Consider the following 16,516-nt stretch of genomic DNA (forward strand, 5'->3'; position numbering starts at 1 on the left):
GTTAACTCTAGTTAATAATTGTCAAATAGGATTTACGGCAACTGTATGCTTGTTTGTCACAGAAGACTGTTGAAGTTTCTTTTTTTTGCACTGCCAGTCATTTTTGGAATGAACGTACAACAAGGCTATGCTTCCGACGACCAGAATAAATCTTGGCAAAGCTCATCAGAAATCCGCTTTCCGGGTATCTACGCTGGCTTTAAAGCCAATAATTTTCACCTCAGGCTGGGTAGCCATTATTACGTAATACACGACGTTGGTACAGTCAAAAAGTTGTCCCTTATTTTCTCCAATCAATGGCGGAGTAACCTGTTCTGGGTTCTACTGGCAAAACTGCTTCCTTCTTCAAGCGTGCCCTACCCTGTTTTCAGGCATGGCTTTCCCTCACTGTCCCGGGCTTTTGGTGATGCCCCCGATTGCAACCCTCATCCAGTGATTCTCGACCACCCTTTGCTGAAAAGCCGCTTATCCGTGCAAACCGGTTGCATCGACCACCATCCGGTCTGGCAGGTCACCGCCTCACCCTCGTCATCATCGCCAGGGATACGAGCTGTCGATGGTGGCTCTCTGTCTGCCTGGCTATCACTATGGAAACTGCTGAATGATACCCATACCAGCACCCTTTTCCTGCGCCCTTGGCGAGAAGACCAGCAAAATCGCCTGCAGGCCATTATCTGCACTCATTCACTGACCGATCATAAACAGTGTCAGAGTATTCTTATTCATTCCCCACTGAATCACGAAAAACCCTGGCTGCTGCCTGAGCTGGCTAAAAAAGAAAACATCAGCACTGACGGTCAAACCGCCTTAGACAGTGTTCACATTCAGCGGATCACTCAGGCGATTCATTGCCTGTCTTCCCACGGTGAGCTATTGGGCAAAAAAATACACGCCTGCCACACTCATCACTGGCTTTATCAACTAGCGGATCAAAAATGGCTTTATCAACCCGGTATTCCCGAGATCGCCGTAAAACCCAGCCCGCCACTGATCAGTGGCAAGTACTTTAATCTTTGGGCGCTGGAAAAAGTATCGCCCGGTAATGACCGGGATTCGGTCTGGTCAAAATCTTCTCTATTGATTACCCGCAATGACAAGCATCGGAAATACCATTTCTGGGGAGCAGGAGACCCGGTGCTGCTTATGCAGTTCACTGATGCTCCTTATAGCCTGAAAGATCGTTATCTCGGCTGGGACGTACCGGAAATTGGCAACCTGATAGACAGTGCCTATCCCAATCTGGCTGCTTTGTTTGTGAACACGGTAGCCAATGTGCCGCTTAATCTCTATCAGTTACAGGGAATGCTCTCAGGGTTCAGCTCATCATCCCTGCCCAAAAGTCTTAATGACCGGGTAAGGGAGCAAATTCAAAACGACCCCGGCTCACTTTACCAGTTTGTCAAACGGCGGCCTGAGTTACTGAATAATGTGCAGGCTTATTTAAATCGGGAGTTTCCGGAACACCCTGTCCACTCATACTTTTCCGGTCGTGTATCACCTTCCCGCCAGGCAAACGGGAACTCGCTGGCCTTATTGCCCAAAACGGAAAACCCATTCGACCCTTTTTTATCCTCTGCCAACCTTTATTTTCCATCGTTCAAAATGATGGTTTCTGGCGCTCAAGGAAATGATGGAGCAACTGCAAACCAGCCCGACCCGACTTCTTCTTCCTCTAAACAAAAAGCAAAACAACGCGGCAACAGAAATAAAAAACGTGCCGGCCCAGACAAAAGGAACCATGCTGGCGATGACGATAATGACCCGCCTTCACCAGGCCCAAGCCATCCAGCCGTACCGGCAGACGCAGCATCTTCAGCCTGCTTGCTTAAACATCTAATGCATTGCTACGATTCCTTTAAACTTCTGCCTGAAAAAGTGAGCTATTTATCGGACTTTCTTCCAGAACAACTTGGCATTCGATCCAGGGGAATGTTTGAACGGTTATACCGCCAATGCCAACTACCCGATTGTGAAAGTGAGACATTATATAACCAGATGCTCCGGAGTTTTGATCCAATCAACCAACAACACATGATTCTGGCATCAAAAGCCCTGGAAAATTCTATAGAGGTCACTATTGCTGATGACCTGGGATATCACGGCCACCGCTACCACAATCATACGCCTCAACAGCCTCTGCTGGGCAGGTTTGAAAATATCATTAAGTTCCTGCTTTACGATAATTACGTGGTAAAACTGTCTTATCAGCGTGACAACAACCTGTGGTTCACTCACTTTCTGACTGACTCCAAGTTAAACGAAGCTGAAAATAAATGGCTGGCAGACAATCGCTTTGAAGAATCTTTATGGACGCTGTATCCACAATGGCAAAAAGACATTTTATTATGCCGGGAAAGTCTTGCTTGCAACGCAGAATCTGCCAGCAATACACTAAAGCAGGCGTTTACTGCACCCGGTAAATTCATGCAGGGAGAGCTCGGACGTAAGCTGTTCAGCTCTTACAATAAATTTGGCCTGGTTTGCTACCCGTTCGACGAGACAGAGAACCCCGATGGGTTATTTTACATCAACAAAAACGTGCTTGGAGCAGTCGTTTTTTTCTGGGAAGACTCTGCCAGTAAATATATCCCCTTTATAGCTCCCGATCTCTCCATATCAAAAATAAACGATGCCATACAACCTTTGGACAGCCATTTAAATAAATATCACGAGGGCGAATTTTTAGTAAAAAAACAGCATATCCGCTATGTCATTCCAGCACTTATCGTTTTCGAGCCAGTTTTTAGAAAAGTCCATACAGAAGTCCGCACCATTATTTCCAATACCGAAAATGCCCTTGTTTATGCGGGTTTAGCCAAGTGGCAACATCTTTCGTCATTAGTTAAACCCTCCGAGCTGAACAAGGCTCCTGTTACCAATAATATTGACCTGGCCGTTAAGGATATGAAAACACTGGAAGAGATTGCGGACTCTATAGCGAATCAGCTGAGAAACACCCTGCCTGGCATTAACGTTAAACATAACAACATTCTCGGTATAGTGTTAGACAGCTCAAAAATAGTTCCGCACAAAACGCTACTACACACCTTAAAAATCAATTGCTTTCCGGGTCAAAACCCAGAAAACACCCTTGGATTCAGCTGTTTCGAGGAAAAAAACTGGCGAATCTTATCAATCCATTTTTCTGTCGGTCCTGAAGGGTATTTCGATTTCGCACATGCAGAACCTTTTGACAAAGGTTCTAAACTGTTTATGCAAAGCCTGCCCACTGTGGTTAAAAAACTGCTTCAGGATACACAACTTGATCAAACGAAAAATCGACAAGTGCACAATGCTCAAAATACATTAAAAATCTTGCTGGCGAGCGACACTAAACAGCAGGTTCAGGCCATTATTCAAAAGTCACTGCTCAGCTATTCTACAGAATCATTAACATTACCGGACTTTCTGCTTCCTTATATCCAGCCGAAAGCTGACAATAAACAAGACATCCATAGTGAGGTAGAAAGTGAGGCAGAAAGTGAGGAAACGATAACAAACCCTGATCCTGCTGAACGCTCAAAAAAAGAAAAGAAGAAAACCGTCGTCCAAAAGTCAATTCCGAATACAATCGATTACGAGACAGCATTGTCTCAGTCCGTAGAAATATCAAACTGGCTTAAAGAGATGGAGAATAACTTGCCGGGTGAACTGAATTTGGCAGCGAAAACAGGACACTGCCGGGGCTCTGAAGAAAGCCAGGCCACTGAAGAAAGTCAGGCCTCTGAAGAAAACCCAAAGCCCGGTACAGAGCTCGATACACTGCTAAATCAACTGAACAAAGGAAAAGCAAAAACCCTGCAAGTACTGGCCTGTTCCGGAGCCTCTGCTGATACATCCACAGATCAACCGGTCATCACCATCAATCTGACTCATACCCTGAGCAGTCAGCAACGCACAGAGTTAGAACAGGCCGCTTATGAGCACCACTCCCCCTACGCACAACTGGTTCAGGCATTGTTCATTTTGAACCAAAAACTGCCATCGGAACGATCAAAAGCACTTCAGATCTATGAAAAAGCCTACGAGCTGCTGCTACCCGCAGCCATTGCCGGTATACCTCTTGCCTATCAATTATTAATGGGGATGCAATTGCACAGCCATCATCCGGCAGGCTGGCCCCAGGTAGAGCCTGTAAACCGGCTGTTACAAAGCATGACTTCCAGAGAGACAAGCTCCAATCAGGTAAACATTGAAGGCCTGTTGAGTGACGGATTTCTGGCTCAGCTCTATCAGGATAGCGATGTCATCACCCTGCCAAAGATTGAACGGGGATTAGCCAAAGAGTCAGACCTCTCAGACAGGGGCAAAGAGGTGAAGGCCATTATCAATGCCCTGAGAGAACCGGATAACGGCGCTATAGTAACAGCCCTGAAAGCCATCCGCCCCAAGACTCAGGAGCTACAACAAACCGTCGCTTCACTGAAACTGATACTGGAGAGAAAAGAAGAACCCGCAACAGGCCAGATTCGGAATGAGCTTTGGCATCACAGCCTCAACATTCTGCAAATTAAAGCAGCCTCCAAGAAAAAATCTCAACTCTTTGATCTACTCGGTTTCCCACAGGTGCTGGCCATGACTGACCTGAGGGCATTTATGGGCACTGAGCATACCGGACAATTGATCAAAAATAATCAACCCAAATTGATCGCCTTTTGGAAAATGGGTTTTTGGGAAGACTATCTCAGAGCTTCATTAAGCAAAGACAGGGAGAGTGAAAAAGAAATATTTGACGGGCACCACACCAAAATAAGCAATAAAGCGATTAAAAAATCCAAGCCCCATTTAATAGAAAGCTGGATTCTAGCCAAGTCTTTGTTGATTTCAAGAGATTATATTCAACCCAAAAAGATCCAGCCTCCAGCCTCCAGCTTCCAGCTTCAAGCTTCCAGTTCCAAGCAAGCCAATTCTGAAAAAACAAAAAGAACAGTCAACGCAGCCAGACAACCAGAAGCACTGAAACCAGAAGCACTGAAACCAGGTATCAGAGTATCAAAAGAGATATTCGATAAAGCATTACATAACCAGTATGTATTGCAACTGGATAACAAGATTATTCAGGAAGTCAACTCTATGCAGGATAACCCGGAAAAATTTTTGAAAAGGGTAGAAAGGCAGATCTTAGAATTCAAAAAGGCTTTATTTCAAAATATAAATCGAACCAACGAGTTGGGAATGGGTTATTACTTTTTTCTGAAGGCACTGGCCATGATAGGGGCCAAAATGTCAGATGATAACAAAACCATTGTGTTGTCCTTTAGCCCGAACGCCAAACTCAACGAAAAAAAAATAGAAGAGGCTATTTTACAAGCCGAAAAAAACTTCTTCCCCTATTCCGCAATGCTCTTACTATTTTTTAAACATGCTATGAACAAAGATTTCTCCGAAACATTACAAGCCTGTACCTCTGGATTCTCCGGAGTATCACAGGCTATTGAGATTTTTTTAGAGGCGGATTCACATTGCGCAGTTCCGGCGGGACTGTTTCTCAAGCGACTGATGCTGATTCCAAAACCTTTCAATCTAAAAATGGCCTTTGATGCTGACACCTACCTGAATAACCCGAAAAGCCGGATCCCGGGCAGGCTAACACCTTCAGTACGTCTATTCAGAAAGTTTATGGAAGAGCTTCCGGTAAAAGGCTCTGATAGTGCAGTTGATCTTGTTTTAAGTCAAATGGACGAGACGTTTACCTATACCCGGCAACTGCAAGAAGAACAACAAGGAGACGTAATGAAGTTCGCAACAATGTTAACAGCAGCGAACCTGGCAGCATCGAAAATGAAAGCAATGGAACCAGAAAAAATGGAAGCGGCAACAATCGAAGAGAAAGCGATGGAAGTAAATAAAGCAGCAGTTGCTTTAGCGGCAGCGCAAATGGCAGCAAAAGAGACAGAGGAAAAGATATTTAAAATGGAAACAAAAATCGATTATTCGACAGGGAAAGATAAAAAGGTAGCAATAGCGGTAATGAGTAAAGCAACGGAACAGGAAGTCGAATTGGCAGAGGCATTGGTAGGTGAAGCGAAAGCGGAAGCAATATTAAAATTAGTACTTCACTTTGCTACTGGTCGGATGGACTTGCTTCAATTTCAAAGCCTGGATCTATCCTCAGTTATCATGCGCTTTTCTATAATGGGCTTTGTTACATCAAACTCATTGAATGCTCTATTTCTCAGAAAAAATCAGGCGCAACTCGCTGAAAATGATAATCCTGAGGGCCGGGCCAGGGCAGATCTCATAGAACTTGCTTTTCATTTGCTTGGTTTATCAGCAGAAGCAAAGCCCATTTTCCCTCACCTTAGAAATCTTCATGCCACCTCCCAAGGCAAATTGACCGCCCATCACTTTGGTCATGACTTACAGTTTCTAATAAAATTAACTGAATTATTCCCTAAACTGGCGACCGGGAGTCCGTCACAATGGTACAACATCCTTTTATTGATTCACGAGTACACAATCAAGCAATTCGGTGGAAATGCAGAAAGGGCATCTCAACACCAGAGTAATGAAAAAGACTGGCAAATTTTACGCAGATTGTTTGTAAATCATATATGGCATGAGCCAGTCGAGACGTCTGGCAGTTACTTAATATTAAAGGAGAGTAAACTTCCTATCTTTGACGGTACCCTCATGAAAGAATTCAGAAGAGGAGACGACAATGCTTTTATACTTGCTATTAAGCAAGCCCGAGAAGTGGGCTATCAGAAAATAGTACAACGCTTAGAACGATACGAAGGTCAAATAGATTCTGAATCACTACAGGTGTCAAGCTGGCTTCATTGTCTGGCTGGATTGACGCTTCTGGAAGCGCAAACAAGCTCTGACCACGAGCGGGTAATATTAACCGGTCGCAAAAGACTTCTGACCACTGCTTATGATCATTTCCATCAATCACGTATAATTGGCTTCCATTATGCGGGTTATCTTGAGTCACTGATACTCATGCGGCTGGCAAACCACTACCGGTACCATCAGGATGAATCATCCCAATCCTCACAAACAGACTTGACTGATAAGTCTTTTATTCAGTTCCCATATACCAAAAATCCAGAGGAAAAGATCTTTATTGAAGCCGGTAGGATTATTACGGAAATTTTGCCCGGCTTGATATCAAGCGCTATGTTTGGTGTACGCCTTGCAGCTGAGATAGCCATCAGAATCTTTACTGATAAACAGTTTAATCTTTTGCATACCCCACAGGCTGGCTGGCCAGCAATACTCGCAAAGCATCTTTTTATTTGCCCTGTAAACTATAACACCCAGTTTCTGTTCAGCAATGATGGCTCTGAAGCTGAAAAAGCCTTATTTCCCAGGGTCAGTAACCCAGACAGTATAGAAAGAATACTGCTGGAACCACTGGAGGAGGTAAGGATGCAAGACGTTAAAAAAAGACCAAAACAATATGGTTTGCTTCTGGACAATAAAATTAAAAGCAGTGAAACCCCAAAACCTATTAAAAATTATTTAAGCCTTGTCAAAGCTTTCGTGTTAGGTGAATCAGAGGTACTGGATATATCATCCAAGGCAACCGTTTCTGATATTGATCAATTATCAGAGAATAGTGCAAGTTATCAAATAAGTCGGTATGACTATACAAAATTGCTTACAGCGCTGCAGGAAACACCACAACCTGAAACTGGTTTCGATGACTTTATTTATAACCTGCCCCGGCTGAAATCTCACCCAAATTATGAAGCTATAAGTCATGCTCTTGTGAAGAAACATCGCACAAAATCAGCCCTGGCTCACTATTATTTATGGGCTTACGAGATACTCAGTGATAGTTCTGACAACGAACGGGACCGGTTCTGGGATATGATGACACAGAAGATTGAAAAAAATACAGAACTGAAAAATGTTTTTTTTGCGCTTCTGGCAACTGCTGACCTGACGGTTATGTACGATGATAACCGAGAGGCCATGATCACCGCATTCAAACAGTACGGTGTCGATCTTGCTTTCTGGTTGCCCCTTTTCCACTCGATCTCAGCCAATACCGCCCTTTTTCTGAAAGAGCAGCAAAAGGCAGATCGGCATTTCAATCATTTAAAAGCTCAAAAACAACTATTAATTCAAAAATTAAATGACCTGTAGGCTCCACTTATCCGGACGGCGTTATTTTTGCGTCTTATGCATCCCAACTCTGGTTATCTGGCTAAGTCTGCGTGCCCGTCGTTGCCCAATCATCCCCCCAATACGCCCTGTGCCAGATTATCGTCACATCTTGCCACATCCTGAACCCACTGCTATTTTTCCTCAGGCTCTTTAGAATTCAGAACAGAGATCAGAACAATTCATTCAATCAGTAAAAATAAAACAGTTATTTAACAGGTTAACTCTGGTTAATAATTGTCAAATAGGATTTACGGCAACTGTATGCTTGTTTGTCACAGAAGACTGTTGAAGTTTCTCTTTTTTGCACTGCTGGTCATTTTTGGAATGAAGGTACAAACAGGTTACGCTACCGACGACCAGAATAAATCTTGGCAAAGCTCATCAGAAATCCGCTTTTTGGATATCTACGCTGGCTTTAACGCCAATAATTTCCACCTCAGGCTGGGTAACCATTATCACGTAATACACGACGCTGGGACACCCGTTAAATTATCCCTGTTGCTCAAGAACCAATGGCGGAGTAGCCTGTTCTGGGTTCTGTTGGCAAAGCTGCTTCCTTCTTCCAGCGTACCCTACCCTGTTTTCAGGCATGGTTTCCCCTCACTGTCCCGGGCTTTTGGTGATGCCCCTGATTGCAACCCTCATCCGGTGATTCTCGATCACCCTTTGCTGAAAAGCCGCTTATCCGTACAAACCCGTTGCATCGACCAGCATCCTGTCTGGCAGGTCACCGCCTCACCCTCGTCATCATCGCCAGAGATACGAGCTGTCGATGGTGGCTCTCTGTCTGCCTGGCTATCATTATGGAAACTGCTGAATGATACCCATACCAGCACCCTTTTCCTGCGCCCCTGGCGAGAAGGTCAGCAAAATCGCCTGCAAGTCGTTATCTGCCAGGCTGATCCGGTTACAGATACGGTTACAGACACTAAAAAGTGTCAGAGTGTACTGATTAATTCGCCACTGAATCACGAAAAACCCTGGCTGCTGCCTGAGCTGGCTAAAAAAGAAAGCATCAGCACTGACGGTCAAACCGCTTTAGACAGTGTTCACATTCAGCGGATCACTCAGGCGATTCATTGCCTGTCTTCCCACAGTGAGTTATTGGGCAAAAAAATACACGCCTGCCACACTCATCACTGGCTTTATCAACTGGCGGATCAAAAATGGCTTTATCAACCCGGTATTCCCGAGATTGCTATCAAACCCAGTCCCCCACTGATCACCGGGAAGTACTTTAATCTTTGGGCGCTGGAAAAAGTATCGCCCGGTAATGACCGGGATTCGGCCTGGTCAAAGTCTTCTCTACTGATTACCCGCAATGACAAACATCGGAAATACCATTTCTGGGGAGCAGGAGACCCGGTACTACTTATGCAGTTCGCTGATGCTCCTTATAGCCTGAAAGATCGTTATCTGGGCTGGGACGTACCGGAAATTGGCAACCTGATAGACAGTGCCTATCCCAACCTGGCTGCTCTGTTTGTGAACACGGTAGCCAATGCGCCGCTTAATCTCTATCAGTTACAGGGAATGCTCTCAGGGTTCAGCTCGTCATCCCTGCCAAAAAGTCTTAATGACCGGGTAAGGGAGCAAATTCAAAACGACCCCGGCTCACTTTACCAGTTTGTCAAACGGCGGCCTGAATTACTGAATAATGTGCGGGCTTATTTAAACCGGGAGTTTCCGGAACATCCTGTCCACTCATACTTTTCCGGTCGTGTATCACCTTCCCGCCAGGAAAACGGGAACTCGCTGGCTTTATTGCCCAAAACGGAAAACCCATTCGACCCTTTTTTATCCTCTGACTATCTTTATCAGTCAGATACATCACTCCGTTTTCCATCGGTCAAAATGATGGTTTCTGGCGCTCAAGGAAATGATGGAGCACCTGTAAACCAGCCCAGTCTGGCTTCTTCCTCTAAACAAAAAGCAAAACAACGCGGCAACAGAAATAAAAAACGTGCCGGCCCAGACAAAAGGAACAATGCTGGCGATGACGATAATGACCCGCCATCACCGGGCCCAAGCCATCCGGCCATACCGGCAGACGCAGCATCTTCAGCCTGCTTGCTTAAACATCTAATGCATTGCTACGATTCCTTTAAACTTCTGCCTGAAAAAGTGAGCCATTTATCGGACTTTCTTCCAGAACAACTTGGCATCCGATCCAGGGGAATGTTTGAACCGTTATACCACCAATGCCAACTATCCGATTGTAAAAGTGAGACATTATATAACCAGATGCTTCGGAGTTTTGATCCAATCAACCAACAACACATGATTCTGGCATCAAAAGCCCTGGAAAATTCTATAGAGGTCACTATTGCTGATGACCTGGGATATCACAGCCACCGCTACCACAATCATACGCCTCAACAGCCTCTCCTGGGCAGGTTTGAAAATATCATTAAGTTCCTGCTTTACGATAATTACGTGGTAAAACTGTCTTATCAGCGTGACAACAACCTGTGGTTCACTCACTTTTTGACCCAACCCAAGTTAAACGAAGCTGAAAATGAATGGCTGGCAGCTAATCGCTTTGAAGAATCTTTATGGACACTGTATCCACAATGGCAAAAAGACATTTTATTATGCCGGGAAAGTCTTGCTTGCAACGCAGAATCTGCCAGCAATACACTAAAGCAGGCGTTTACTGCACCCGGTAAATTCATGCAGGGAGACCTCGGACGTAAGCTGTTCAGCTCTTACAATAAATTTGGCCTGGTTTGCTACCCGTTCGACGAGACAGAGAACCCCGATGGGTTATTTTACATCAACAAAAACGTGCTTGGAGCAGTCGTTTTTTTCTGGGAAGACTCTGCCAGTAAATATATCCCCTTTATAGCTCCCGATCTCTCCATATCAAAAATAAACGATGCCATACAACCTTTGGACAGCCATTTAAATAAATATCACGAGGGTGAATTTTTAGTAAAAAAACAGCATATCCGCTATGTCATTCCAGCACTTATCGTTTTCGAGCCAGTTTTTAGAAAAGTCCATACAGAAGTCCGCACCATTATTTCCAATACCGAAAATGCCCTTGCTTATGCGGGCTTAGCCAGGTGGCAACATCTTTCGTCATTAGTTAAACCCTCCGTGCTGGGCAAAGCACCTGTTACCAATAATATTGACCTGGCCGTTATGGATATGAAAAAACTGGAAGAGATTGCAACCTCTATAGCGGATCAGCTGAGAAGCTCCCTGCCTGGCATTAACGTTAAACATAACAACATTCTCGGTATCGTGTTAGACAGCTCAACAATAGTGCCGCACAAAACGCTACTACACACCTTAAAAATCAATTGCTTTCCGGGTCAAAACCCAGAAAACACCCTTGGATTCGGCTGTTTTGAGGAAAAAAACTGGCGAATCTTATCAATCCATTTTTCTGTTGGTCCTGAAGGGTATTTCGATTTCGGACATACAGAACCTTTTGACAAAGGTTCTAAACTGTTTATGCAAAGCCTGCCCACTGTGGTTAAAAAACTGCTTCAGGATACACAACTTGATCAAACGAAAAATCGACAAGTGCACAATGCTCAAAATACATTAAAAATCTTGCTGGCGAGTGATGCTGAACAACAGGTTCAGGACATTATTAAAAAGTCACTGCTCAGCTATTCCCCAGAATCATTAACATTACCGGACTTTCTGCTTCCTTACATCAAGCCGAAAGCTGACAATAAACAAGACACCCAAATAACTGCACCCGTTGCCGTTGAGCCTTTAGCAGACAGCACAGCAGTGGCCAGCACTGCCTATGTTGAAAATGTTGAAAATGTTGAAAATGTTGAAAATGTCGAAACGATAACAAATCCTGATCCTGCTGAACGCTCAAAAAAAGAAAAGAAGAAAACCGTCGTCCAAAAGCCAATTCCGAATACAATCGATTACGAAACAGCATTGTCTCAGTCCGTAGAAATATCAAACTGGCTTAAAGAGATGGAGAATAACTTGCCGGGTGAACTGAATTTGGCAGCAAAAACAGGACACTGCCAGGCCACTGAAGAAAGCCAGGCCACTGAAGAAAGCCAGGCCACTGAAGAAAGCCAGGCCACTGAAGAAAGCCAGGCCACTGAAGAAAACCCAAAGCCCGGTACAGAGCTCGATACACTGCTAAATCAACTGAACAACGGAAAAGCAAAAACCCTGAAAGTACTGGCCTGTTCCGAAGCCTCTGCTGATACATCCACAGATCAACCGGTCATCACCATCAATCTGACTCATACCCTGAGCAGTCAGCAGCGCACAGAGTTAGAACAGGCTGCTTATGAGCACCATTTCCCCTATGCACAACTGGTTCAGGCGTTGATCATTTTGAACCAAAAACTGCCATCGGAACGATCAAAAGCACTTCAGATCTATGAAAAAGCCTACGAGCTGCTACTGCCCGCAGCCATTGCCGGTATACCTCTTGCTTATCAATTATTAATGGGCATGCAATTGCACAGCCATCATCCGGCAGGCTGGCCCCAGGTAGAGCCTGTAAACCGGCTGTTACAAAGCATGACTTCCAGAGAGACAAGCTCCAATCAGGTAACCATTGAAGGCCTGTTAAATGGAGGATTTCTGGCTCAGCTCTATCAGGATAGCGATGTCGCCAGCCTGCCAAAGATTGAACAGGGGTTAGCCAAAGAGTCAGACCTCTCAGACAGGGGCAAAGAAGTGAAGGCCATTATCAATGCCCTGAGAGAACCGGATAACGGCGCTATAGTAACAGCCCTGAAAGCCATCCGCCCCAAGACTCAGGAGCTACAACAAACCGTCGCTTCACTGAAACTGATACTGGAGAGAAAAGAAGAACCCGCAACAGGCCAGATTCGAAATGAGCTTTGGCATCACAGCCTCAACATTCTGCAAATTAAGGCAGCCTCCAAGAAAAAATCTCAACTCTTTGATCTACTCGGTTTCCCACAGGTGCTGGCCATGACTGACCTGAGGGCATTTATGGGCACTGAGCATACCGGACAATTGATCAAAAATAATCAACCCAAATTGATCGCCTTTTGGAAAATGGGTTTTTGGGAAGACTATCTCAAAGCTTCATTAAGCAAAGACAGGGAGAGTGAAAAAGAAATATTTGACGGGCACCACACCAAAATAAGCAATAAAGCCATTAAAAAATCCAAGCCCCATTTAATAGAAAACTGGATTCTAGCCAAGTCTTTGTTGATTTCAAGAGATTATATTCAACCCAAAAAGATCCAGCCTCCAGCCTCTAGCTTCCAGCTTCAAGCTTCCAGTTCCAAGCAAGCCAATCCTGAAAAAACAAAAAAAGCAGTCAACGCAGCCAGACAACCAGAAGCACTAAAACCAGGTATCAGAGTATCAAAAGAAGTATTCGATAAAGCACTACACAACCAGTATTTATTGCAACTGGATAACAAGATTATTCAGGAAGTCAACTCTATGCAGGAAAACCCGGAAATTTTTTTGCAACAGGTAGAAAAGCAGATCTCTGCATTCGGAAAGGCTTTAATAAAAAATAAAAATCCCACCAACATACTGGGAATGGGTTATTACCGTTTTCTAAAAGCACTGGCCATGATAGGAGCCAGGATGTCAGATGATAACAAAACCATTGAGTTGTCCTTTACCCCGGAAGTCAAGCGCAACGCCAAAAAGATACAAGAGGCTATTATACTTGCTGAAAACGTCTACTTCCCTTATGCCAGAATGCTCTTACTGTTTTTTGAATATGCTATGGAAAAAGAGATCCCGACACTATTAGATGCCTGTGTAACTTCATTCTCCGGAGTGTCACAGTCTATTGAGATTTTATTACAATCGAAGTTAAATTTCGCAGTTCTGGCGGGACTGTTGCTCAAGCGACTGATGCAGATTCCAAAACCTTTTGAGCTGAAATTGGCCTTTGATGCAGACACCTACCTGAACAACCCGAAAAGTAATATACCGGGTAGAATAACACCTTCAGTACGTCTACTCAGAGAGTTTATGGAACAGCTTCCGGCAAAAGGCTCTGATGGCGCAGTTGATTTTATTTTAACTCGAATGAGCGAGGCGTTTAAAAATATCCGGCAACTGCAAGACAAACACCTTCAGCAAATGCTGGCGTTAGCGGACACGGCAATAGCAGCAGCGGACCAGGCAGCAATGAAAATGACAGCAACGGAAGCGGCAATAACGGAAGCGGCAATAACGGAAGCGGCAATAACGGAAGCGGCAGCATGTGCTTTAGTGCTGGGGGTAGAGGCAGAGGCAGAGGCAGAGGCAGAGGCAGAGGCAGAGGCAGAGGCAGAGGCAGGGTTAGGGGTAGGGGCAGGGCTAGATGAAACGAAAATGGAAGCAATTTTAAAATTGGTACTTCACTTTGCCACTGGTCGAATGGACTTACTTCAATTTCAAAGCGTAGATATATCCTCAATTATCATGCGCTTTTCTGCGACGGAGCTTGTTTCATCAAACTCAGTGGATGCCCTGTTCCTCAGAAAAATACAGGCGCGACTCGCTGAAAGTAAGTATTTTGAAAATTGGGCAAAGGCAGACATCATCGAGCTTGCTTTTCATTTAATTGGATTATCAACAAAAGCAAAGCCAGATTTCTCTTCTCTTGAAAAATTTAGCCCCAGTGCCCAAGCTTACTTCGCAGTCCATCACTTTGGTCATGACTTACAACTTCTAATAAAATTAACTAGCTTTTGCCCTAAACTGGCGGGCGAGAGATGGTACAACATCCTTTTATTGATTCACGAGCACACAATCACGCAGTTCGGTGGAAATGCAGAAGATGCATACCTTCACCAGAGTCATGAAAAAGAGTGGATACAATTACGCAAATGCCTTGAAAATCATATATGGCATGAGCCAGTCAAGATGGTTGATAGTCACTTAATATCAAAGGAGAACAAACTTTCTGTCTTTGACAGTACCGTCAAGCAAGCATTCATGTCAGGAAACGACAATGCTTTTCTTATTGCTATTGAGCAAGCCAGAGAAGTGGGCTATCGGAAAATAGTACAACATTTAAAACAATATGAAAGTAAATCAGATCGTGAATCAGAACGGATATTAAGCTGGCTTCACTGTCTGGCTGGATTGACACTTCTGGAGGCGCAAATAAGTTCTGACCGTAAGCAGGTAATATTAACCGCTAGCAAAAGATTTCTGGCCAGTGCTTATGATCATTTCATGCAATCAAATAATATTGGCTTCCATTATGGTGGTTATCTCGAGTCACTGATACTCATGCGGTTGAAAAACCACTACCAGTACCATCAGGATGAAACATCCGAAGCCTCACAAACAGACTTGACTGATAAGCCTGTTATTCAGTTCCCATACACCAGCAACCCGGAGGAAAAGATCTTTATTGAGGCAGGTAAGATTTTTATCGAAATTTTGCCCAAATTGCTTGAAAGCGCTTCGTATGGTTCACGCTTTGCAGCTGAGGCAGCTATCAGAATCTTTACTGATAAACAGTTTAATCTTCTGCATACCCCACAGGCTGGCTGGCCGGCAATGATCACAAAGAATCTTTTGACTTGCCTTGAAATCCATAACACTCAGTTTGTGTTCAGCGATGATGGCTCTGAAGCTGAAAAAGCGTTATTTCCCAAGGTCAGTAACCCGGATAGTATAGAAAGAATACTTCTGGAACCACTGGAGGAGGTAAGGATACAAGACGTTAAAAAAAGACCAAAACAATATGGTTTGCTTCTGGACAATAAAATTAAAAGCAGTGAAACCCCAAAACCTATTAAAAATTATTTAAGCCTTGTCAAAGCTTTCGTGTTGGGTGAATCAGAGGTACTGGATACATCATCCAAGGCAACCGTTTCTGATATTGATCAATTATCAGAGAATAGTGCAAGGTATCAAATAAGTCGGTCTGACTATCCAAAATTGCTTACAGCGCTGCAGGAAACACCACAACCTGAAACTGGTTTCGATGACTTTATTTATAACCTGCCCCGGCTGGAATCTCACCCAAATTATGAAGCTATAAGTCATGCTCTGGTGAAGAAACATCGCACAAAATCAGCCCTGGCTCACTATTATTTATGGGCTTACGAGATACTCAGTGATAGTTCTGACACCGAACGGGATCGGTTCTGGGATATAATGACACAGAAGATTGAAAAAAATACAGAACTGAAAAATATTTTTTTTGCACTTCTGGCAACTGCTGACCTGACGGTTATGTACGATGATAAGCGAGAGGCCATGATCACCGCATTCAAACAGTATGGTGCCAATCTTGCCTTCTGGTTGCCCCTTTTCCACTTGGTCTCAGCCTCTACCGCTCTTTTTCTGGAAGATCAGCAAAAGTCAGATCAACATTTCAATCATTTAAAAGCTCAAAAACAACTATTAATTCAAAAAGTTCAACAATCAACTGACCAGTAGGTTCCACTTATCCGGACGGCGTTTT

At 44.2% G+C, this 16,516-nt stretch carries 2 protein-coding genes; both read left to right on the forward strand.

Annotated elements, in window-relative coordinates; genetic code table 11:
- Window positions 1–108 precede the first annotated feature (108 nt).
- The gene (locus K7B67_RS11950) at window positions 109–8,097 is read left to right on the forward strand and encodes a hypothetical protein (protein ID WP_252176107.1); all 7,989 of its coding nucleotides are present in this window, start codon (window positions 109–111) and stop codon (window positions 8,095–8,097) included.
- Between the two features lie 345 nt (window positions 8,098–8,442).
- A complete protein-coding gene (locus tag K7B67_RS11955) occupies window positions 8,443–16,491 on the forward strand; it encodes a hypothetical protein (protein ID WP_252176108.1) in 8,049 nt (2,682 codons plus the stop codon).
- The last annotated feature ends 25 nt before the right edge of the window (window positions 16,492–16,516 follow it).

Source organism: Endozoicomonas sp. 4G (genome assembly GCF_023822025.1).
Classification (GTDB): domain Bacteria; phylum Pseudomonadota; class Gammaproteobacteria; order Pseudomonadales; family Endozoicomonadaceae; genus Endozoicomonas_A.